Genomic DNA, 22,469 nt, shown 5'->3' with positions numbered 1-22,469 from the left:
GATCCCCACGCTTCCGACCAGCCGCCGCACGCAACAAGAGGAAACCAGTATGAACCAGCACTCGATGACCATTCGCGGCAAGGAACGCTACAAGTCAGGCGTCATGGAATACAAGAAGATGGGCTATTGGGAGCCCGACTATGTGCCAAAGGACACCGACATCATCGCGCTGTTCCGGGTCACGCCGCAGGATGGCGTCGATCCGATCGAGGCCGCGGCGGCCGTGGCCGGCGAATCCTCGACCGCGACCTGGACCGTGGTGTGGACCGACCGGCTGACGGCGGCGGAAAAGTATCGCGCCAAGTGCTACCGCGTCGATCCGGTGCCGAATTCACCGGGGCAATACTTTGCCTACATCGCCTACGATCTCGACCTGTTCGAGAACGGATCGATCGCCAACCTGTCGGCGTCGATTATCGGCAACGTGTTCGGCTTCAAGCCGCTGAAGGCGTTGCGTCTGGAAGACATGCGGCTGCCGGTGGCCTATGTGAAGACATTCCAGGGCCCCGCGACCGGCATCGTCGTCGAGCGCGAGCGCATGGACAAGTTCGGCCGTCCGCTGCTCGGGGCCACCGTGAAGCCGAAGCTCGGACTCTCCGGCCGCAACTACGGACGCGTGGTCTATGAGGCGCTGAAGGGCGGGCTCGATTTCACCAAGGACGACGAGAACATCAACTCGCAGCCGTTCATGCATTGGCGCGAGCGCTTCCTCTATTGCATGGAGGCGGTCAACAAGGCGCAGGCCGCGTCCGGCGAGATCAAGGGTACCTATCTCAACGTCACCGCCGGAACCATGGAGGACATGTACGAACGCGCCGAATTCGCCAAGGAACTCGGTTCGGTCATCATCATGATCGACCTCGTCATCGGCTACACCGCGATCCAGTCGATGGCGAAATGGGCGCGCCGCAACGACATGATCCTGCATCTGCACCGGGCAGGGCATTCGACCTACACGCGGCAGCGCAGTCATGGCGTCTCGTTCCGCGTCATCGCGAAATGGATGCGGCTGGCGGGTGTCGATCATATCCACGCCGGCACCGTGGTCGGCAAGCTCGAAGGCGATCCGGCGACCACGCGCGGCTATTACGACATCTGCCGCGAGGACTACAATCCGGTGCGGCTCGAGCACGGCGTGTTCTTCGACCAGAACTGGGCCAGCCTCAACCGGATGATGCCGGTCGCATCCGGCGGCATTCACGCCGGCCAGATGCACCAGCTGCTCGATCATCTCGGCGAAGACGTGATCCTGCAGTTCGGCGGCGGCACCATCGGTCACCCGATGGGCATTCAGGCCGGCGCGACCGCCAACCGCGTGGCGCTGGAAGCGATGATCCTCGCCCGCAACGAGGGCCGCGACTATCTCGCCGAAGGGCCGGAAATTCTGGCCAAGGCGGCAGAGACCTGCACGCCGCTGAAATCGGCGCTCGAGGTCTGGAAGAACGTCACCTTCAACTATGAATCGACCGACATGCCGGACTACGTCCCCACACCCAGCGTCGCAATGTAAGGAGCTGATATCATGCGTGTTACCCAGGGCTGCTTCTCGTTCCTGCCTGACCTCACCGACGAGCAGATCACCCGCCAGGTCCAGTATTGCCTGGAGAAGGGCTGGGCGGTGAACATCGAGTTCACCGACGACCCCCATCCCCGCAACAGTTTTTGGGAGATGTGGGGATTGCCGATGTTCGATCTCCGCGACGCTGCCGGCGTGATGATGGAGCTCGGCCAATGCCGCAAGGTGTATGGCAACAGCTACATCCGACTGTCGGCTTTCGATAACAGCCACGGCTGGGAATCGGTGCGGCTGTCCTTCATCGTCAACCGGCCAAAGGACGAACCCGGCTTCCGCCTCGAGCGGCACGAGATGGCCGGCCGCAACATCCGCTACACCACGAAGTCCTACGCGGTCGATCGCCCCGAGGGCGGTCGTTACTAGAGCATGATGATCATGCATCAAATCGGGAGACGTCATCCTGAGGTGCGAGACCAATGGCGCGATGCGCCATTGGTGGAGCCTCGAAGGATGGGCCACGGGCGCTTCTCATCCTTCGAGGCTCGTCGAAGAGGCTCGCACCTCCAGCGACAACGGCAAAGCCGTTGCGCGGGGATGACGCGATAGGGTGCGAGTAGTCGTTCCTCTGCCGGCCGGCGGTGCTCCCTCATCGACCCCAGCCGGAAGTACTGCTCCGTCGCCATAAGGGTGGCGACGGAGTTTTTTTCCCGAAAGGCGGTTCGCAGATGGATTTGGATGCCTCACCAATGACAGACCGGGTCAATCTCCGCGAAGAGCTCGAGGCCGTCGGCATCGAGGAGATCCTGACCCAGCTCGACCGCGAACTGATCGGGCTGAAACCGGTCAAGACCCGTATTCGCGAGATCGCGTCGCTGCTATTGATCGAACGTATCCGCAAGCGCATGAATCTGACGACGGACACGCCGACGCTGCACATGTCGTTCACCGGCAATCCCGGCACCGGCAAGACCACGGTGGCGCTGCGGATCGCGGGCATTCTCCACCGGCTTGGTTTCGTCCGCCGCGGCCATGTCGTCTCGGTCACCCGCGATGAACTGGTGGGGCAATATATCGGCCACACCGCGCCCAAGACCAAGGAAGTGCTGAAGAAGGCGATGGGCGGCGTGCTGTTCATCGATGAGGCCTATTATCTCAATCGGCCGGACAATGAACGGGACTACGGCCAGGAGGCGATCGAGATATTGCTGCAGGTGATGGAATCGCAGCGGGAGGATCTGGTGGTGATCCTCGCCGGCTATGGCGACCGCATGGAAAAATTCTTCGCCAGCAATCCGGGCTTCCGCTCCCGCATCGCCCATCACATCGATTTTCCGGATTATTCCAATGATGAGCTGCTCGCCATCGCCGAGCTGATGCTGCACGACATGAACTACAAGTTCAGCGCCGAGGCGCGCGAGGCGTTCATCCGCTACATCGCGGCACGCGTGACCCAGCCGCTGTTCTCTAACGCGCGCTCGATCCGCAACGCGCTCGACCGCATGCGGCTGCGCCAGGCCAATCGCCTCGTCGCCGATCTCGACCGCATGCTGGACGCCGACGACGTGATGTCGCTGCAGGCGTCGGACGTGCTGGCCAGCCGGGTCTTTTTGAAAGACAAGCCCTAGTTGCCCATTGTGCATGACGAGCGCCGGATCCAGGCCAATCTTTGCGCCGAATTTCGTCGGTCTCGCGCCCGAGTCATCGAGTGTCGCCATCCCGGTTGCGGTATTGCCGGGTTGTAGAGGTACGCCTGCAGGAACGACGAATGATCGGCGCGCTCGGCGACCTCGTAGAATGCGCGCGCAGCGTCCTAAATCGGATCAGACAGTGAGCTTAGCCTCGCCCTTGCCGGCCGCATAGCCAGGGGCGCGGGTCGAGCAGGCCTCTCTCCCTAATTTCGCAATACTCTCAGCGCCCGATGGGTCTACACTGTCGGCGGCAGATTTGTGCTGGCATGCACCAAATGGCGATGAGAGATTGCGAATGACCGATGTGACCGAGAAAACCCCTTCCGCTTCCCCGGCCGACGCAGCTTTTCGTCCGCATTCGTCCCATTGGGGCGTGTTTTCGGCGCGCTGGCAGGGCGATGAACTCGAGGTTCGGCCGCATCCTGACGATCCCGATCCGAACCAGATCATCGATAATTTTCCCGGCGCCTTGCGCCATCGCGCGCGGGTCGCGCAGCCGATGGTGCGCCGCGGCTGGCTCGAAGGAAAGCGCGGGCCGGACGCGCGCCGCGGACGTGATGAATTTGTCCCGATGTCGTGGAAGGACGCGCTGGACCTGCTCGGCGCGGAACTCGCCCGGGTGCGGGATAATTATGGTCCAGGCGCGGTGTTCGGCGGATCCTATGGCTGGTCGAGCGCGGGCCGCTTTCACCATGCGCAAAGCCAGGTCCATCGCTTCCTGAACGTCGCGATGGGGGGGTACGTCAAGTCGGTCAATTCATATAGTTCCGGCGCCGCCACCGTCGTGGTGCCCCACATCATCGGCGACTACGAGGATTTGACCAAGCGCAACGTCTCCTGGGAACAGATTGCCGAGCATAGCGATGTCGTGCTCGCCTTCGGCGGCATGGCGCTGAAGAACAGCATGGTGGCCGGCGGCGGCACCAGCAAGCATGTCGAGCGTGGCGCGATGGCGCGCGCCGCCGCGCGCGGCTGCCAGTTCGTCCATGTGAGCCCGCTGCGCGGCGATTTGCCGGATGAAGCCCGCTCGCAGTGGATCAGCAACATCCCCGGCACCGATGTCGCCCTGATGCTGGCGCTGGTGCACACGCTGGTCGTCGAGGGCCTGCACGATCGCGCTTTCCTCGATCGCTTCACGGTCGGCTGGCCGGTGTTCGAGCGTTACGTTCTGGGCGAGACGGACGGCCAGCCCAAGGACGCGGCATGGGCCGCCGCGATATCAGGCGTTGCGGCCGACACTATCGTGGCGCTCGCCCGACAGCTCCACGGCCGCCGTGCTTTGATCGTGGTCTCGCACTCGCTGCAACGCGCCGAGCATGGCGAGCAGCCGGTCTGGATGGGCGCGGTGCTTGCCGCAGCATTGGGGCAGATCGGCCTGCCGGGCGGCGGTTACGCCTACGCGCTCGGCGCCATCGCGTATTACGGACGACGTTATAACGCCGTGCCGACGCCGACGCTGTCGCAAGGCCGTAACGGCGTCACCGAATTCATTCCGGTCGCCCGCATCGCCGACATGCTGCTCAATCCCGGCGGCACCTATCGATACAACGGCAAGACCAAGACCTATCCCGACATCAAGCTGGTCTATTGGGCCGGCGGCAATCCCTTCCATCATCATCAGGACATCAATCGCCTGCGGCAGGCTTTCGCGCAGGTCGATACGCTGGTGGTGCATGAATTGGGCTGGACCGCGACGGCGAGACATGCCGATTTCGTGCTTCCCGCGACCATGACGCTGGAGCGCGAGGATATCGGCGCCAACGCCAACGATCCCTTGCTGGTGCCGATGCAGCAGATTGCGCCGCCTTATGGTGAAGCGCGGGACGATTACGCCATCTTCTCCGATCTCGCCGAACGTCTCGGCAAGCGCGAGGAATTTACTGAAGGCCGAAACGTCCGCCAGTGGCTGGAGCATCTGTACGAACCGACGCGGAAAGGGCTGGCAGAGCGCGGATTAGCGGCGCCGAGCTTCGACGAATTCTGGAAGAGCGATGGCCTGATCATGCCGCAACATCCCGACGATGGCGGGCAGCTGCGCCGTTTCCGCGAAGATCCTGATGGAGCGAAACTCCCGACGCCCAGCGGCAAGCTCGAGATATTCTCGGAGACCATCGCGGGCTTTGGCGAGACGGACTGTCCGGGGCATCCGGCCTGGCTCGAGCGGATGCAGGTGCCGGCGCCTTCGGCGCCGCTGATCCTTGTCGCCAATCAGCCGGCGACGCGGCTGCACAGCCAGCTCGACTTCGGTGGCCACAGTGCAGCGTCGAAGCACCGCGGACGCGAGGTGGCATGTATGAATCCGATCGACGCCGCCGCGCGCGGGATTTCCGATGGCGACATCATTCGCCTGTTCAACGAGCGCGGCGCCTGTCTTGCAGGCGTACGCGTCACCGACGACATCCGGCAGGGCGTGATCCAGTTGGCTACCGGCGCGTGGTACGATCCCGCCGATCCCCAGGAAGAAGCCTCGCTCTGCGTGCACGGCAATCCGAACGTGCTGACGCGGGACGTCGGCACGTCCTCTCTGGCGCAGGGCTGCACCGGACAACTGACGACCGCCGAGGTCGAACGTTTCACCGGCAATCTGCCGCCGATCCAGGCCTATGATCCGCCCGTGACCGCGAAGCGCGGAAGCTAGGTCATGGATAAAGTCGATCTCTGCTTCACGCCGGCAACGGAGCTGGCGGGCGCGATCCGCGCCAAAGAACTATCCTCCGTCGAAATCACGTCGACGGTGCTGGAGCGCATCACAGCCCTTGAGCCCAAACTGAACGGCTTTGCCCATCTCGCGGCGGAAGAGGCGATGGCCGCCGCGGCGGCGGCCGACAGCGCGCTCGCCAAGGGAGATTCTCTCGGGCCGCTGCACGGCATTCCCGTGACCATCAAGGATCTCGAACCGGTGCGCGGCATGCCGTTCGAACGCGGGACCTATTTGTTTCGCGGCGAGGTCGCGCCCGCAGATAACGTCGCGGTCGCGCGGCTTCGCAACGCGGGCGCCATCATCCTCGGCAAGACCACCACGCCCGAATTCGGCTGGAAGGGTGTCAGCCACAGTCCGCTGACCGGCGTCACGCATAATCCCTGGAAACTCGGTTTGAACGCCGGCGCGTCTTCTTCCGGCGCCGGCGTTGGCGCCGCCGCTGGTTACGGTCCGCTCCATCAAGGCAGTGACGGCGCGGGCTCGATCCGCATGCCCGCGCATTTTTGCGGCGTCTACGGAATCAAGCCGACCTACGGTCGCGTGCCGCAATCGCCGATGACACCGAGCGACAACACCGTGCATCTCGGTCCTTTGACGCGCACGGTCGCCGACGCTGCCCTGATGCTAAAAGTGATGGCTGGCCGCCATCCCGACGATCAGTCGAGTCTTGAAGGGCCGCCGGCCAACTATCCCGCACAGTTCGCGAGCCGGCCGCGCGCGCCCCGCATCGCATTCAGTCCGGATCTTGGCCATGCCCGCGTCGACCCTGATGTGGCGGCATTGGTGCGCAAGGCCGTGGAGGCGTTCGAAACCGAGCTCGGCTGGCGCGTCGAACAGGTGGCAACGCCGTGGGGACCGAAGGGCCCGGAACTGGCGCGCTTTTTCTGGCCTGCACATTACAGCCGTTACGCGGATCGCGTCGCCGAATCCCGAGACCGGCTGGATCCGGGCTTTGTCGCATGCTTCGAAGCCGGACAGCACATCACGCTGTCAGACTATTTGAAAATGAAAGTCGTAAAACTCGCCTATTGCGCGGAGATCCACCATTTCTTCGAGGACTGGGATTTCCTCCTGACACCGGCGGTGTCGGTTGCGGCATTCCCCGCCACGCAGTTGCAACCCGACCACTGGCCGCAACATCCGTGGGACTGGATGTCGTGGGCGGAATTTTCCTATCCGTTCAACCTGGCACAGAATCCGGCAGCATCGATTCCCTGCGGGTTCACCCCATCAGGCTTGCCGGTCGGGTTGCAGATCGTCGGCCGGCGCTGCGACGATCTCGGTGTGCTGCAGATGTCCGCGGCGTTCGAGGCCGCACGGCCATGGGCCTCCGCGCGTCCGCCGATCGCTTGAGAAACGCAACGGCGGAGCGATGGCCTACGCGACTTCCAGCGCCCGCGCGTAGGTCAGCCCTGAATTGGCGATGTGCGACGTCATCAGCGTCTCGAAAGCTGCGAGCTCGCCGCGCTCGAACAAATGGAGCAGCTTGCGGTGCTCGTCGAACGAGGCCGGTGTCTGGACGTCGACCGGTGCGCTCAAATTGGTGCGCAGCGCGGCTACGCGTCCCGATACCAATTGATAGGACTCGACAAGATAGCGATTGCCGCAATGCGCGAAGAAGGCTTCATGCATTGCTGTATCCGCTCGCCCATAGGCGACGTTGTCCTTGGCCGCCAGCGCCAGCTCCATCTCCGAGATCGCGGACCGCATCGCCGCGAGCGCGCCGGCGCGGTCTTGACGATAGGCGAGTTCGGCGGCCTTGGGCTCGATGATGATCCTGAACGCGCAAAGCGCCGAGATGTCGGCAGCGCTCGGGGTAAAGACAAAGCTGCCGACCTGCGGCCTTATCACCACGAGCCCCTGCGATTGCAACAGGCCCATCGCTTCCCGCACCGGCGTTCGGCTGACGCCGAACGATTGCGCGATCATCTCTTCGGAAATGACCGCACCCAGTCCGAATTCGCCATCGATGATGGCCTGACGCAGCCGCAGCATGACCCGCTGCGACAGCGACTTCGGTGCATCGAGCTTGAGCGATTTCATGGGCCCTCTTGCCTCCGCCTCGATCAGATCACCTTTCCAGGATTGAGCAAATGATCGGGATCGAGCGCCGCCTTCAGCGTACGCATCAGCGCGATCTCCGCTTCGCTGCGCGCATGGCCGAGCCATTTTTTCTTCATCGTTCCGATGCCGTGTTCGGCGGAGACGCTGCCACCCATGTCGCGCACCAGGCCGTAGATGATCGCGTCCATTTCTTCCTTGGGCTGGCGCTCGACCGGCAGGCCCGCGACCCAGGACACCAGGTGCAGATTGCCGTCGCCGATATGGCCATAATAGACGCTCTCGCATCCGGCGATGCCTCCTGCCAGCGCTGACTTGCAGCGGCTGACGAACTCATCCATCCGCGCCACCGCAAGCCCGATATCGTAGGAAATGTGCGGGCCGAGCACCTGGCCGAATTCCGAACAGATGTCGCGCACCGCCCAGAACGCCCTGGTCTGCGCCACCGATTGCGAGACGGCAGCGTCCAGCAGCAGTCCGCGCGCCATCAGGTCTTCGAGCCACGCTTCGAACTGCGGCGCATCGATGCTCTCATCGGTGCCTTGCGCCTCCACCAGCACATAGAGACCATGACCGGTGCCGACCGGCGAGCGCACGCCGGCCCGCGCCGTAATCACCTCCCAATAGTCCGGCCACATCACTTCGAATGCCGACAGCAGCGGACCGAGCCCGCCACGCGCCGCGTCGAGCAGATCAAGCACCGCAGGATAGTCCGCCACGGCGCAGAGTGCCGCCATGGTCGAGCGCGGTTTCGGAAACAGCCGCAATACGACGCGGGTGATGATGCCGAGCGTGCCTTCCGAACCGATGAACAGATGCTTCAGATCGTAGCCGGCATTGTTCTTCAGGAGCTTGTTGAGGTTGGTGACGATGGTGCCATCCGGCAGCACCACTTCGAGGCCAAGCACCAGCTCGCGCGTCATGCCGTAACGAATGACGCGATTGCCGCCGGCATTGGTGGAAAGATTGCCGCCGATGGCGCAGGAGCCGCGCGATCCCAGATCGAGCGGGAAGAAGAAGCCGGCTTCATCCGCGGCCTTTTGAATCGTCTCCAGCGGCGTGCCGGCCTTGACCGTCATGGTCGAGCTGGCGCGATCGATCTCTTCAATGCCGACCATTCGCTCCAGCGAAATCGCGACCCAGCCCGGTTCCGGAGAAGCACCGCCGCACAGGCCGGTCAATCCGCCTTGCGGCACGAACGGCAGCTGCGCCTTGCGGCATGTCGCGATCGCCTCCGATACGCCGGCTGCGTCCAGCGGCCGAACCACCGCGATCGGTGTTTGCGGCAGGCTCGCGCTCCAGTCGTTGCAATTGCGGGCGGGAATATCGGCGCCGGTCAGCACCGCCTGCGGGCCGAGTTTGCGCTGCAAGGCGCTGAGCAGCTCCATCGGTCGTTCGGGTCGCGTCATCGCATCCATGGCGGAGCCTTTGTTGGTCCGTCGCGCGTCCATGCGTTTTTGGCAGCGCGGCCTGCTCAATACCGAGTTGAGGTGTTCTTGTATGTAAGGTACAACAGAAGTCAAGAAGGCCACGCGGATGCCGCTTGGGGCGTCCAGATGCAATGGGTGAGGTCATGACAGCAGCAATTCGCGGGTTTTGGGCGGCTGCGCCCACACCGCTGACGACCAGTGGGACCGTGGATCACGCGAAGCTCGCGGGGCACGCCCTCAACCTCTTCAAAAAGGGCGTCGACGGCGTCGTGCTGTTCGGCACCACCGGCGAGGGCACCTCATTCGGTGTGGCCGAGCGGATCGCCACCGTCGAGGCGTTGCTCAAGGCCGGCGTGGCGTCGTCGCGCATCGGGCTTGGCGGCGGCTTTCCCGCCATCACCGACAGCATTGCACTGGCGCGTTCGGCACTGAGCCTGGGATTGAACCATGTGCTGATCCTGCCGCCCTATTTCGACCGTGACGTCACGCCTGAGGGAATCGAGGATGCGTTATCCGCGATTTTCGATGCCGTGGCTGACGACCGCCTTCGCGCCACGCTCTATCATATCCCGCAGGTGTCCGGCGTCGCCGTGCCGGTCGCGGTGGCGGCCAGTTTGCGCAAGCGCTACGGCGTTGTCGTCGCAGGTCTCAAGGACTCAAGCGGCGACTTCAGGCAATTCCAGGCGTTTCGTGCCGCCGCGCCCGAGCTTGCGATTACGGTCGGCAACGAAACCGATATCGCCCGCGCCATCGCAGCCGGCGGCGCCGGCACGATCTGCGGAATGGGCAATGTCGTGCCTGGCCTGGTTCAGGCCATGATCAACGGGACCGGCGCGGAAGCGCGCATGCAGGCCGCCATCGACGTCGTCGCCAGCGGGCCGTCGTTCCCCTCGACGTTGAAGGCAATTATCGCCGCGCAGAGCGGCGACGCCGGCTGGCTGCGGGTGCGTCCACCGCTGCGCCAGTGCGCCGACGGCGCGGCTTTCAAGGCGAAGCTGGAGACGTTGATGAGCCCGGAGGTCGCCTGAAGGTCTCAACCCGACGTTTCACGTGCGTACGCAACGTTTGAAGCGAATCCTCGGGCAAGGCCGCACCTGAAACCTGCGCGCGGCGCGGCTCTTGCTCGTGGCCGCGGCGCGGCTCTTGCATGTGGCAAGTCGTGCTCTTGCATGGAGGGTCTGTTTGATGACACCGTGCGGTCGCTTCGGGTAGGGGACACCGACCTGAACACTCTCGTTGCGTTTCGGTATTGGACTTCTCGATGCTGCTTCTGATTGCCCGGCGTCTCGGTCTCGGCCTCCTGGTCGCGCTCACGGTGATGACGCTTGCATTCATGCTGACGCGGCTGTCGGGCGACCTTGCCATTTCAATCGCCGGGCCTTCCGCGACGCAGGCCGACGTCGAAATCATACGCAAGGCCTACGGCCTCGATCGTCCGCTCTACGTCCAGTTCTTTTCCTGGGTCGGCCGCGCCATGGTCGGTGATTTCGGCCAGAGTTATTTTTTCAAGGACAGCGTCTCCAACCTGATCGCGAAGCGCCTGCCCATCACGCTGACGCTCGGCCTCGTGGGCCTGAGCCTGGCCCTGATCATCTCGATCCCGCTCGGCATCCTTGCGGCGGTCCGCGAGAACACCTGGCTCGACCGCGGTGTCACCATGTTCACGATGGTGGGGCAGGCGATCCCGAGCTTCTGGCTCGCCTTGATCCTGATGATCGTGCTCGGTCTCAATCTCGGCATCCTGCCGATCTCTGGCACCGGAACCTGGCAGCACTTCGTGATGCCGGGCATCGTGCTCGCTTTTACGGCAATCCCCGCCCTCACACGGCTCACGCGATCCGGCATGATCGAGGCGATGGCGTCCGACTACATCCGCACCGCGCGCGCCAAGGGCCTGTCGCGCGCGCGCATCATCTTCAAGCACGCGCTTCGCAATGCCGCGATCCCTGTGGTGTCGATCGCCGCCGTCCAGCTCGGCTTCATGCTCGGCGGCTCGATCGTCATCGAAACGGTGTTTGCGCTGCATGGCGTCGGCTATCTCGGCTGGGAGAGCATCGCGAAGAATGATTTTCCTGTGGTGCAGGCGGTGGTGCTGGTGCTGGCGGCGATCTATATCGGGCTCACGCTGCTTTCCGACATCCTCAATGCGCTGCTTGATCCGAGGCTCCGGACCGGATGAGCGAACCGATTGCAATCCATGCGCCGCTGACGTCGCGGGTCGGCGTGGCCGGCTTCACGGTCGGGATCGTCATCGTCGGCATCATCGCGGTGGCCGCGATAGCAGGCAATCAGCTGGTGCCGCATGATGCCTTCACCCAGGACCTCGGCAACCGCCTCAAGCCGCCGTTCTGGATGGAGGGCACTCAGGCCGGGCATCTGCTCGGCACCGATCAGCTCGGCCGCGACTATCTGGCGCGGCTGGTGTACGGCGCGCGCATTTCGCTGTTGATCGGCATCATGACCGTGATCACGTCGGGACTGATTGGCATCACGCTCGGCGTGCTCGGTGGCTTCTTCGGCGGCCGCGTCGACGACGCCGTGCTGTTCGCCATCACCACGCGGCTGTCGATCCCCGTGGTGCTGGTCGCGCTGGCGGTGGTCGGGCTGATGGGGTCGGGGCTAGGCCTCGTCGTCGCAACGCTCGGGCTTCTGTTGTGGGACCGCTTCGCCGTGGTCGCGCGCGCGACCACGATGCAGATTCGCGGCCTCGATTACGTCAACGCCGCCCGCTGCGCCGGCGCCTCGACGTCGCATCTGCTGGTCAAGGAGATACTGCCGAACATCGCGAGCCATCTTGCCGTGGTGGCAACATTGGAGATGGCGCTCGCGATCCTGCTCGAGGCGGCGCTGTCGTTCCTCGGCCTCGGCGTGCCGCCGCCGCTGCCGTCCTGGGGTCTGATGATCGCCGAGGGCAAGGATTACATGTTCTTCTCGCCCTGGGTGATCATGGTGCCCGGCGTCGCGCTGTTCATCCTGGTGCTCGGCATCAACCTGGTCGGCGACGGATTGCGCAATCTGCTCGGCTCGGAGCGGTCGCGATGAGCGCATTGCTTGACATCGAGGATCTCGAAGTGACGTTCGGCGGCCGCAGCGCGGCGGTACGCGGCGCCTCGTTGCAGGTCGAGAAGGGCGAGACCCATTGCCTGGTCGGTGAATCCGGCTGCGGCAAATCGGTGACCGCGCTGTCGATCATGAACCTGCTCGCGCGCGGCGGCCGGCGCTCCGCCAAACGCATGAGCTTTGCCGGCACGGATCTCCTTTCGCTGTCCGACCGCGAGATGGCGCGCCTGCGCGGCAATCGGATCTCGATGATCTTCCAGGAGCCGATGACCAGCCTCAACCCGGCCTTTACGATCGGCTCGCAAATGGCTGAGGTGCTGACCCGCCACAAGGGTGGCTCGCGCACCGCCGCGCTCGAGCGCGCGGTCGAACTGATGGGCCGCGTCGGTATCACCGCGCCGGAGATGCGGCTCGGCCAGTTCCCGCACCAGCTTTCCGGCGGCTTGCGTCAGCGCGTCATGATCGCGATGGCGTTGATGTGCGATCCCGAACTGCTGGTCGCCGACGAGCCGACCACCGCGCTCGACGTTACCGTGCAGGCGCAGATTTTGCGGCTGCTCGCGACCTTGAAGCGCGAACTCGGCCTTGCGATCCTGCTGATCACCCATGACCTCGGCATCGTCGCCCGCGTCGCCGACCGGGTGTCGGTGATGTATGCGGGCGAGGTGGTCGAGCGCGCGCCGACCGCGGAATTGTTCCGCAGCCCCCAACACCCCTATACGCGCGGACTGCTGTCCTGCGTGCCCGTGCCGGGCCGGGTGCAGCGTGATCGGCCGCTCGGCTCGATCCCGGGTGTGGTGCCGGCGATCGGACCGGGCTTTGCAGGCTGCGCGTTCCGCTCGCGCTGTTCCCATGCCGACGCCAGCTGCGAACGCGAAATCCCGCGCCGTCAGGCAGGTAGCGCGCACGACTATCTGTGCCGGCTCGCACCGGAATTTTCGGAGCCGCAGCCCGCATGAGCGTCGCGATCGAAGTCCAGAATTTGCGGTGCGAGTTCCGGGTCAACGCCGGCTGGTTCGCGGCGGAAAAACGCGTGATCGCGGTCGACGACGTTACCTTCAGCGTGCCGGCGGGCAGCGTGCTCGGCATTGTCGGCGAATCCGGCTGCGGAAAATCCACCCTCGCACGGCTGATCCTCGGGCTGCTGAAACCGACGGCGGGGACCGTGCTGGTCGACGGCAAGCGCCTGTTCGACCTCGACCGCAAGGCGCGGGCGCGGCTGATCCAGCCAGTCTTCCAGGATCCGTTCGCCTCGCTCAATCCGCGGCACCGCATCAAGGACATCGTCGCGCTGCCATTGACCGCCCAGGGCACCTTCTCACGCGCGGAAATCGAGCGCCGGGTCGCTCAAATTCTCGAACGCGTCGGGCTTTCGGCGGCGATGGGCGAGCGCATGCCCTCGCAACTCTCCGGCGGGCAACGCCAGCGCGCGGCGATTGCCCGTGCGCTGGTGCTCGAGCCGCGGATCGTGATCTGCGACGAGCCGACCAGCGCGCTCGATGTTTCCGTGCAGGCGCAAATCCTCAATCTGCTCGCCGATCTGCGCCGCGATCTCGGACTGACCTATCTTTTCATCAGCCACAATCTGGCTGTCGTGGAGCATGTCGCGAGCGAGGTCGCGGTGATGTATCTCGGTCGGTTCGTCGAGCGCAACGAAACCGACGCGCTGTTTCGTGCGCCCGGTCATCCCTACACGCAGGCGTTGCTGCAAAGCGTGCTGACGCCGGAGCCGGGCCGTGGCGTGCCCGACATCGGCCTCGGCGATGCCATGCCGGATCCGGCCAATATTCCCCCGGGATGCCGGTTCAATCCGCGCTGCGGCATCGCCGTCGAACGCTGCCGCCGTGTGGCACCAACGCCCATGGTCCGCGCGCCCCAGGGAATGGTAGAGTGCCATCTGGCATAGAGTGTGCTTGAAATCGGTCTTGCGATCGGAACCAAAGGAGGACGGCATGGGCGTGCAATTGAGATTTGGTGCGGCGATCCTCGCGGCGGCACTGGTCGGTGCCGGCGCATCCCCGGCGCTGGCGCAGAAGTCCGCCGACACGTTGCGGATCACGATGCGGGACGCGCTGCCGAACGTCGATCCCTACTATAACAATCTGCGCACCGGCGTGGTGATGCACCACCAGGCCTGGGACGGGCTGGTTTACCGCAATCCTGAAACGTTCAAGAACGAACCGCTGCTCGCCACCGAGTGGAAGCTGCCGGATTCGACCACGATCGAATTCACGCTCCGGCCCGGCGTCAAATTCCACGACGGCAGCGCGTTCACCGCCGATGATGTGGTCTACACGCTCAATCTGGTGTCCGATCCCGCGAGCAAGGTGTCGACGCCCGCGAACTACAACTGGATTGAAAAGGCCGAGAAGACCGGCGACCTGTCGGTACGCGTCAAGCTGAAGCGGCCGACGCCCGCGGCGCTGGATTATTTCGCCATGGTCGTGCCGATCTATCCGAAGGCCTATCGCGAGAAGGTTGGCGCGGAAGGCTACGCCAAGGCGCCGGTCGGCACCGGCCCCTACAAGATCACCAAGGTTGAAGCGGGCGCCTCCATCGACTTCGAGCGTTTCGAGGATTATTGGGCCGGCAGCCCCAAGGGCAAGCCGGCGATCAAGAAGATGAGCGTGCGCTTCGTTCCGGACGCGACGACGGAAATGACGGAGTTGCTGGCCAGCCGCGCGGACTGGATCTGGAACATGAATCCTGACCAGTTCGAAAACGTGAACAAGCTTCCGCACATTGCGGCCGTGCGCAAGGAATCGATGCGGGTCGGCTATCTCTCGCTCGACGCGGCCGGCCGCACCGGCGCGGACAATCCGATCACCAAGCTCAAGGTACGCCAGGCGATCTGGCACTCGATCGACCGGCAGGCGATGGCCGACAAGCTCGTCACCGGCGGCAGCCGTGTTCCGGCGGCGCCCTGCTTCCCGACCCAGTTCGGCTGCAACGGCGAGGCCGCGACGATCTACGACTACAATCCCGCCAAGGCCAAACAGCTTCTCGCCGAGGCCGGCTATCCCGACGGCTTCGACCTCGAAGTGGCGAGCTATGTGCTGCCGCAGTGGGGCTCGGCGGTTCAGAACTACCTGATTGCCGTCGGTATCCGCGCCAAGCTGAACCAGCTGCAGACGGCGGCACTGATCCAGAAGGCGAAGGCCGGCGAACTGCGCACCTACATCGGAAGCTGGGGCAGCTACTCGATCAACGACGTGTCGGCCTTCATGCCGAACTTCCTTGACGGCGGCGCCGACGACTATGCGCGCGATCCGGACGTGCAGAAATGGCTGATCGAAGGCGGTTCATCGATCGACCCGGAAGTCCGCAACAAGGCCTACTCGGCCGTGATCCAGCGCGTCACCCAGCAGGCCTATTTCGCGCCGCTGCACACCTATGTGACGACCTACGGCTATTCCAAGCAGCTCGATTTCACGCCGTACTCGGACGAACTGCCGCGCTTCTATCTGGCGAAGTGGAAGTAGCAAGAGCTGGCCGGCGCCGGCGCGGCTAATCCGCGCCGGTTTAGCCCACTGGCGTCTTCGGTTTCGAAGCGTCTAGAATGCCCGAATCTCGGCGCGGCATTCGGGAACGCGATGACAGGATTGCTCAGTCGGCGTGATGCGTTGGTGCGGAGCGCGGGGCTTGCGGCGGCAGGCCTGGTTTCTACGGCCGGCTTTGCCGCACCTGTCCGCAAGCCGGTTTCCGGCGATGCGATCGACGCCGCGTTGCAGGCGAAAGTTGCGGCCAGGGAAATCCCCGGCCTGGTCGCGATGGCCGCGAACGAGACCTCGGTCGTGTATCAAGGCACGTTCGGCACCCGCAACATCGCGGCCGCGATGCCAATGTCACCAGATACGGTTTTTCGCATCGCCTCGATGGTCAAACTGCTGACGTCGGTGGCTGCATTGCAGCTGGTCGAGCGCGGCAAACTGAAACTGGACGAGCCGGCCGCCAACATCGATCCGACGCTCGCTTCGCCCCAGGTCCTCGCGGGCTTCGATGCCAAAGGCGCGCCGCAGCTGCGACCGGCGCACAAGCCGATCACGCTGCGAAACCTGCTGACGCACACATCCGGCTTCAGCTACCCGCTGTGGGATCCGAATGTGGTTCGCTACCAGAAAGCGGCGCGGGCGGATCCGGCGCTGCCGCGCCGGCCGCTGATGTTCGAGCCGGGCGCACGATGGGCCTATGGCGGCAGTATCGACAATGTCAGCCAGCTGGTTGAGATCGCCAGCGGGCAAACCATCGATCGCTACTTTAGTGAACACATCACCGGCCCGCTCGGCATGAACGACACCGGCTTTGTCATCACCGACCAGCAGCGTGCCCGCCAGGCCAGCCTGCATGTGCGCGATGCCGGCGGAAAGCTCGTCCCAAAACCGTTCGAGAAACTGGCCCCGACATCGGCCTTTTCGGGCGGCGGCGGCATCTATTCGACCGCGCCGGACTATCTGGTCCTGCTGCAGGCGCTGCTGAACGGCGGACGTTTTCGCGGCACAAGCCTGTTGCGGCCGGATACCGTCGCAATGATGTCGACCAACCAGATCGGCAACATCGAGGCAGGGATTCTCAAGACGGCCAATCCGGCGCTTTCGAACGACGTGGATTTTTTCCCGGGCGTCCATCTGCGCTGGGGGCTCGGCCATATGATCAATGTCGATCCGGTCCGCGAGGGCCGCGCGGCCGGCAGCCTCACCTGGGCAGGCCTGTTCAATACCTATTACTGGATCGACCCGAAAAAACGCATTGCGGGCGTGATCATGATGCAGATCCTGCCCTTCGTCGACAAACAGGCGCTGGTGGCCTACCGGCAGTTCGAGCGCGGGATATATCGCGCGCTCGGGGCGGCCTAGTAACCTCCGGGTGACTGCCATTCCGCCGACGTAGATGTGATTGAAACGAGCGCGATGGCGGGCAGTTCGCCGGTCGAAAATATGATAGACCGCCGTCATTCCCGTCCGAAAACAGGTAACGCGCTCACCATGAACCTCGATATGACCCGTCGCACCTTGCTGCATCTCGCCGGCGCCTCCTCACTCGCGGCGGCCGCCGCGGCCGCGGCGCACGCCGAGCAGGGTGGTAGCGGCGGCGGGCCGACTTTCGCCAACCGCACGCCGATGCGGATCGGCATGGTGACGATCCGGGTCCGCAAGCTCGATGTGGTGGCGGACTATTACCGCGACGTGCTCGGGCTTGCCGTGATGGAACGCTCGGCCACCGGCGCGGTGCTCGGCGCCGGCGGGGTCAAGCTATTGGCGCTCGAAGCGCGTCCGGATGCCGCGAACGAAGCCCGCAACGCAGCCGGCCTCTATCACACCGCCTTCCTGATGCCGACGCGCAAGGATCTCGCGCGCTGGCTGGTCAATGCCGCGATCCACCGCGTGCCGCTGTCGGGCTTTGCCGATCACCGCGTCAGCGAATCCGTCTATCTCGACGACCCCGAAGGCAATGGCATCGAGGTCTATGCCGATCGCGATCCCTCGCTCTGGCAATGGAGCGAGGGCACCGTGACGATGGGAACCGACCAGCTCGATATCGACAATCTCGTCTCGCTCACCAATACCAATGTCAGCGATTACGCCAAGGCGCCCGACGGCTTGCGCATCGGCCACATGCATCTGCGCGTCGGCGATCTCGCCAAGGCCGACGGCTTCTACCGCGGCACGCTCGGCTTCGATCCGACGCGGGCGCGCAGCGGCGCCGCGTTCCTGTCCTCCGGGCGCTACCATCACCATCTCGGTCTCAACGTCTGGCAAAGCGCCGGTGCCGGCCGCCGTGACGACGCGGCCACCGGCCTTGCCTGGTTCTCGCTGGAAATCGAGAAGCCGGATTTGTTCGCGGCGAAGGAAGAGCGCCTGCGTCAGGCCGGCGTTCAGGTCGCGTCTGTTGCTGGTGGCCTCGAGGCCGCCGATCCCTGGGGCACGCGCGTGCGCCTCGTCAAGGTCTGAGCCGTCAGGCGGGAGCAGATACGATGGATGCCGTACTGCCTTTCCGTACCATGGCCTACAATAATGGCTGGGCCAATCATCGCCTGCTGACCGCCTGTGCCACGCTCTCGCAGTCGGATTTCACCGCGCCGCGCACCGGCTTCTTTCCAAGCCTGCGCGCCACCCTCAATCACATCCTGATCATCGACCGCTTTTACATCGACGCCCTGGAAGGCGGCACATTGGGGCCGGCGGCCTGGGCCAACGAGGAGCCGTGCGAAACCGTCAGCATTCTCCGCGACGCGCAAGGCGAGATGGACCGCTGGTTGATTGCCTTTGTCGAGCGCCTCGGCGCTGAAGATCTCGATCGCATCGTCAACGTCCACCGCGGCAGTCGCATCCAGCATGAGCGGATGGACCGGCTGCTGCTGCATCTGTTCCAGCATCAGATTCATCATCGCGGCCAGGCTCATGCGATGTTGAGCGCGACCGGTGTCAAGCCGCCGCAGCTCGACGAGTTCTTTGCCGCGGAAGAGGCGCCGTTGCGCGCAGCGGAATTTGCAGAGCTTGGCTGGAGCGAGGATAAAATCTGGCGCCGCTGAGTTACCGCCGCGTTGTCCCGTCGCGGCATCCATCCAGAAACAACTGGACCGCGGCCGTGACGCGCTCACGCAGCTCCTTTTCTGGCCTGACGGTCTTGCCGCTGAGGATCGCGCTGCGGGCGGGGCCATCGACCACCGCGTAGAGGAATTGCTCGGCGGCGAAACGCTCATCCGTCGTTGATCGGATCTGGCCGTCGCGCATGGCATTGGAGAAAATGTCGGCGATCAGCCCTCGCACGTAGATGGCGTTCTCGTGATAGGTGAGGGCCAGTTCCGGGAATTGATGCGCTTCTGAGGTGATGAGCCGGTCCATCGCGATCGCCGCCGGTGCCAGCGCGCGTTTCGAGAGTTCGACGCCGATTCGGATCAGGGTCGCTTCGATCGGCTCGTCCCGATTGGATTCGGAGACGGCCGGTACCAGAAGATCATTCATCGCCTTGCGGACGACGGCCGCAAACAACTCTTCCTTGGAAGCGAAGCGGGCGTAGAAGGTCTGCTTCGAGACCCGCGCCGTCGCCGCGATGAGATCGATGCTGACCGCCTCAAAACTCGATTCCAGGAACAGCCGTGTCGCCACGTCGACAAGCTGCCCGGCGATCTGTCCGGCCTGTTCCTTGGTCGGCCGTCCGCTGTGTCGTCGCACGGTCTTGGCCGGCTTGGCCTTGGTGACATTCATCTAGCTGGTTCTCTCCGGGGCATTTGCCCGCGCGGCCTGTCCGGCAGCGCGGTCGCATCGTCAGATCCTTCTCATAACGGCTTGCGCTCGGCTACGGAAGTGTATAATAGTACTGTATCGTTTGATTAATCGCGCAGGGCGTTTCGGGCGGCGGCAGCCGTTTCGGGGCGAACGGAAACCTGCGCCTGCGTCCCCCGAAAGGAACTGGAAATGAAGCTGCTGACGTTGGTTTCCCGGACGATACTGCGCACCGCGCTCGCACTCTTTCAGATACTGATCGCGGGGCCCGGCAACGCCGCGGGTGCGGCCGATCCAAGCGGCACCTGGCTTACGCAAGACGGCCGCGCGCGCGTTCGCATCGAGCGCTGCGGCGCCAGGCTGGAGCAGGTTTGCGGCTTTATCGTCTGGATGAAGGAGCCGGTGGACGCGAACGGGCAGCCGCTGAAGGATCAGAACAATCCGGACCCCGCGAAGCGGTCGCGGCCGCTTCTCGGTCACCAGCTGATCCTGGGTCTCAAGCCCGTCGCTGAAGGACGTTTCAACGGTCAGATCTACAATGCCGAGAACGGCAAAAGCTACGAAATCTCGCTATCGCGCGGCGCCAGGGACCTCAACGTCACCGGCTGCATGCTGTCGATTCTGTGCGCCACCCAGACCTGGACCCAGACCACGAATGCCTTGCCCGGCCAGTTGGTCGGTATGACCGGCGATCCCACCGGACCCAGGGCGGACAGGGAGTGGGCGCAGGCGAACCCACCGACAATGGCAAGAGCCGCAAAATAGAACCGGCGATTCAATTCGCGCCGTTTCGATCTGATTCGCTGACGCTTACCCAACATATCCAAACTGGAGTTTGAAATGTCTGCCCTCTCGCGAGCGGACCGCCGTCTGGCGGCCCTGACCCTTGCTGCTGCCTTGAGCGGATGCGCCAGCGTGACGCCGATCCCTTATTCGGAAGTGGCTTCGTCGTCCTATCTCGCGCCAAATCCATCCGATCCGTCCGGGCGAATTCCGTATCGCTACTCGACCGACGTGGACTGGCGCCCCTACAACAAGGTGATGCTCGATCCGGTCGTGATCTACCGGGGACCGGACCAGCAATTCGGCGAGCTGTCCGGAACCGACAAGACCACGCTCGCGAACTATATGCGGACGCGGTTCACGAAAGAGCTGGGCGGCCGCTTCACGCTTACAAGTCAGCGCGGCCCAAACACGTTGCGCGTGCGGTTGACGCTGACGGGGGCCGTCGCCAACACGCCGGTGCTCGGCACGCTGTCGCGGTTCGATGTTGCCGGCCTGGTCTATAACGGCGTGCAGACCGCGCGTGACGGGGAGGGATCGCTGACAGGCTCGGTCGTCTATGCCGTCGAAATCTTCGACGCCGGAACGTCACGCCTGCTCAGCGCCTTCGTCACCAAGCAATATCCGAGCCCGTATGACGTCAAGGCCAGCGTGGGACGGCTGACGGCGGCAGAGGCCGGGATCGACAAGGGCGCCGAAGCGCTGATGGCGCAATTCCAATGATGCCAAGTCGTATCGGCGCGCTTCCCTCATTCGCCCAACAGCCCCGGCGCTCCGCGGATCCTCAGATGATCGTTGGAAGTCATAGCCGCAAGAAGCCGTGCACCCGGCAGATCGTTCGCTGGATCACCGAACAAGCGACGGTACTGGATGACGGCGTCGCTTTGCTCGACGGCTTCTGCAAGGCCTTGCGCGATCAGGGGCTGCCGCTCTGGCGCATGAGCGTGGTGACCAACGCGCTCGATCCGTCCGTGCGCGGGTTCAGCTTCGACTGGCACAGCGACCGCGGCGCATCGCTGGCCTCCGCAAGCTATGGCGACGAGGATTTTGGCGCCTTCGAACGTAGTCCGCTCCACGCGTTGCTGGCCGACGGCCGGAGCTTCGCCCGATGGCGTCTCGGAGCTGATCCGAATGCCGCAAGCGCTGTTCCCGAACTTCTCGACCTGCGCGCGGAAGGCGGCACCGATTATGTCCTGCATCTGATCTGGTTCGCGCCGGGAACGGCTCTGAAAGGCGTCGCCATTTCGTTCGCGACCGACGCGCCGTCCGGTTTCAGCGACGACGACATGGCTGTGCTGGACGAAGTGCTTCCCTCGCTCGGGCTTGCCATCTGCAAACTCAGCCTGTCGCGGACATTGCAGGAAGCGCTCGCGACCTATCTCGGCTCGGAGACGAGCACGCGGGTTCTCGAAGGCAATATTCGCCGCGGTGAAGGCAAGACGGTTGCCGCCGCGATCCTGCTGGCCGATTTCCGCGGCTTCACGACCCTCACGGATCAGGACGATCCCGTGAAGGTCGTCGGTTGGCTGGACGAGCACTTCGATGCCATTGGCGAGCCCGTCACGCGCTGCGGCGGCGAAATCCTGAAATTCATGGGAGACGGCTTCCTGGCGATCTTTCCGGTGTCGGATCCGGAGAATCAGCCATGCGCGACCTGTGGCGTTGCGCTGGATGCCGCGGACTGGGCGCTGGCATCCAACCGTGCATTGAATGAGCGACGTCGCCAGGCGGGACTGCCGCAATTGGAGGTCCATCTGGCCTTGCACTTCGGTCAGGTGGTCTACGGCAATGTCGGAACCAGCCGGCGGCTCGACTTCACGGTGATCGGCCGGGCGGTGAACGAAGCCAGCCGTATCGAGGAACTGTGCGACGACGCAGGCCGCCCTGTGCTGGTCTCCGATACGTTCGCCGAACGTTGCGCCCGTCCGCTGCAACTGGTCGGCACGTTTGCCCTGCGCGGACTTGAGCGCAGGCAGCAGATCTGGGCGCCGGCAGCATGACAAGGTT

Annotated in this window: 20 protein-coding genes; 17 read left to right on the top strand and 3 right to left on the bottom strand. The window is 64.2% G+C overall.

All coding sequences use genetic code 11. The annotated features are described in order from the left end of the window. Positions 1–49 precede the first annotated feature (49 nt). From JQ629_RS23190 to JQ629_RS23170, 5 genes are all read left to right on the top strand, one after another. Positions 50–1,510 carry a form I ribulose bisphosphate carboxylase large subunit gene (locus tag JQ629_RS23190; protein WP_212414665.1) on the top strand — a complete coding sequence of 487 codons (1,461 nt, stop codon included), beginning with the start codon at positions 50–52 and terminating at the stop codon, positions 1,508–1,510. Between the two features lie 12 nt (positions 1,511–1,522). Beyond that, a complete protein-coding gene (locus JQ629_RS23185) occupies positions 1,523–1,939 on the top strand; it encodes a ribulose bisphosphate carboxylase small subunit (protein WP_212414621.1) in 417 nt (138 codons plus the stop codon). 323 nt (positions 1,940–2,262) lie between these two features. Then, on the top strand, positions 2,263–3,141 hold the full coding sequence (gene cbbX / locus JQ629_RS23180) for a CbbX protein (protein WP_212414620.1): 879 nt from the start codon (positions 2,263–2,265) through the stop codon (positions 3,139–3,141). A gap of 358 nt (positions 3,142–3,499) precedes the next feature. Next, entirely contained in the window at positions 3,500–5,842 is a 2,343-nt protein-coding gene (locus JQ629_RS23175) for a molybdopterin guanine dinucleotide-containing S/N-oxide reductase (RefSeq protein ID WP_212414619.1), read from the top strand. A 3-nt stretch (positions 5,843–5,845) separates the two neighbouring features. Next, positions 5,846–7,258: an amidase gene (locus tag JQ629_RS23170; RefSeq protein WP_212414618.1), complete on the top strand. Its 1,413-nt coding sequence runs from the start codon at positions 5,846–5,848 to the stop codon at positions 7,256–7,258. 24 nt (positions 7,259–7,282) lie between these two features. On the opposite strand, the gene JQ629_RS23165 is transcribed toward JQ629_RS23170, so the two are convergent. Next, a complete protein-coding gene (locus tag JQ629_RS23165) occupies positions 7,283–7,948 on the bottom strand; it encodes a GntR family transcriptional regulator (RefSeq protein WP_212414617.1) in 666 nt (221 codons plus the stop codon). Positions 7,949–7,971: 23 nt separating this feature from the next. Continuing rightward, positions 7,972–9,384 carry an FAD-binding oxidoreductase gene (locus JQ629_RS23160; protein WP_212414664.1) on the bottom strand — a complete coding sequence of 471 codons (1,413 nt, stop codon included), beginning with the start codon at positions 9,382–9,384 and terminating at the stop codon, positions 7,972–7,974. Positions 9,385–9,539: 155 nt separating this feature from the next. Between JQ629_RS23160 and JQ629_RS23155 the strand changes: the two genes are divergently transcribed. The 9 genes from JQ629_RS23155 (at position 9,540) to JQ629_RS23115 (ending at position 18,985) form a co-directional block, all read left to right on the top strand. Continuing rightward, a complete protein-coding gene (locus JQ629_RS23155; protein WP_212414616.1) occupies positions 9,540–10,424 on the top strand; it encodes a dihydrodipicolinate synthase family protein in 885 nt (294 codons plus the stop codon). A gap of 233 nt (positions 10,425–10,657) precedes the next feature. After that, positions 10,658–11,575 (top strand): ABC transporter permease, encoded by a 918-nt coding sequence (locus tag JQ629_RS23150; RefSeq protein WP_192736646.1) that lies wholly within the window; start codon positions 10,658–10,660, stop codon positions 11,573–11,575. Then, positions 11,572–12,438: an ABC transporter permease gene (locus JQ629_RS23145; RefSeq protein ID WP_212414615.1), complete on the top strand. Its 867-nt coding sequence runs from the start codon at positions 11,572–11,574 to the stop codon at positions 12,436–12,438. The genes JQ629_RS23150 and JQ629_RS23145 overlap by 4 nt, the downstream gene beginning before the upstream one ends. Next, positions 12,435–13,415 carry an ABC transporter ATP-binding protein gene (locus JQ629_RS23140; RefSeq protein WP_212263426.1) on the top strand — a complete coding sequence of 327 codons (981 nt, stop codon included), beginning with the start codon at positions 12,435–12,437 and terminating at the stop codon, positions 13,413–13,415. The genes JQ629_RS23145 and JQ629_RS23140 overlap by 4 nt, the downstream gene beginning before the upstream one ends. After that, entirely contained in the window at positions 13,412–14,362 is a 951-nt protein-coding gene (locus JQ629_RS23135) for an ABC transporter ATP-binding protein (RefSeq protein ID WP_212032730.1), read from the top strand. Before JQ629_RS23140 ends, JQ629_RS23135 begins: the two co-directional genes overlap by 4 nt. Before the next feature lie 46 nt (positions 14,363–14,408). Then, positions 14,409–15,938 (top strand): ABC transporter substrate-binding protein, encoded by a 1,530-nt coding sequence (locus JQ629_RS23130; RefSeq protein WP_212414614.1) that lies wholly within the window; start codon positions 14,409–14,411, stop codon positions 15,936–15,938. 111 nt (positions 15,939–16,049) lie between these two features. Continuing rightward, on the top strand, positions 16,050–17,309 hold the full coding sequence (locus JQ629_RS23125) for a serine hydrolase domain-containing protein (protein ID WP_212414613.1): 1,260 nt from the start codon (positions 16,050–16,052) through the stop codon (positions 17,307–17,309). A 129-nt stretch (positions 17,310–17,438) separates the two neighbouring features. Beyond that, a complete protein-coding gene (locus tag JQ629_RS23120; protein ID WP_212414612.1) occupies positions 17,439–18,404 on the top strand; it encodes a VOC family protein in 966 nt (321 codons plus the stop codon). 23 nt (positions 18,405–18,427) lie between these two features. Beyond that, on the top strand, positions 18,428–18,985 hold the full coding sequence (locus tag JQ629_RS23115) for a DinB family protein (RefSeq protein ID WP_212414611.1): 558 nt from the start codon (positions 18,428–18,430) through the stop codon (positions 18,983–18,985). A 1-nt stretch (position 18,986) separates the two neighbouring features. On the opposite strand, the gene JQ629_RS23110 is transcribed toward JQ629_RS23115, so the two are convergent. Further along, positions 18,987–19,661 (bottom strand): TetR/AcrR family transcriptional regulator, encoded by a 675-nt coding sequence (locus tag JQ629_RS23110; protein WP_212414610.1) that lies wholly within the window; start codon positions 19,659–19,661, stop codon positions 18,987–18,989. A gap of 210 nt (positions 19,662–19,871) precedes the next feature. Here JQ629_RS23110 and JQ629_RS23105 point away from each other — a divergent pair, with 210 nt between their 5' ends. The 3 genes from JQ629_RS23105 (at position 19,872) to JQ629_RS23095 (ending at position 22,462) form a co-directional block, all read left to right on the top strand. Beyond that, complete coding sequence (locus tag JQ629_RS23105) at positions 19,872–20,444, top strand: DUF2147 domain-containing protein (protein WP_212414609.1); 573 nt, start codon at positions 19,872–19,874, stop codon at positions 20,442–20,444. Positions 20,445–20,519: 75 nt separating this feature from the next. Next, the gene (locus JQ629_RS23100) at positions 20,520–21,185 is read left to right on the top strand and encodes a DUF3313 domain-containing protein (protein WP_212414608.1); all 666 of its coding nucleotides are present in this window, start codon (positions 20,520–20,522) and stop codon (positions 21,183–21,185) included. Between the two features lie 65 nt (positions 21,186–21,250). Further along, positions 21,251–22,462 carry an adenylate/guanylate cyclase domain-containing protein gene (locus JQ629_RS23095; protein WP_212414607.1) on the top strand — a complete coding sequence of 404 codons (1,212 nt, stop codon included), beginning with the start codon at positions 21,251–21,253 and terminating at the stop codon, positions 22,460–22,462. Positions 22,463–22,469: the final 7 nt, after the last annotated feature.

This window comes from Bradyrhizobium sp. AUGA SZCCT0222, from assembly GCF_018130205.1.
Taxonomy (GTDB): Bacteria; Pseudomonadota; Alphaproteobacteria; order Rhizobiales; family Xanthobacteraceae; genus Bradyrhizobium.
The sequence above is the reverse complement of the archived record's forward strand: the minus strand, read 5'-3'. Positions and strand labels throughout refer to the sequence as shown.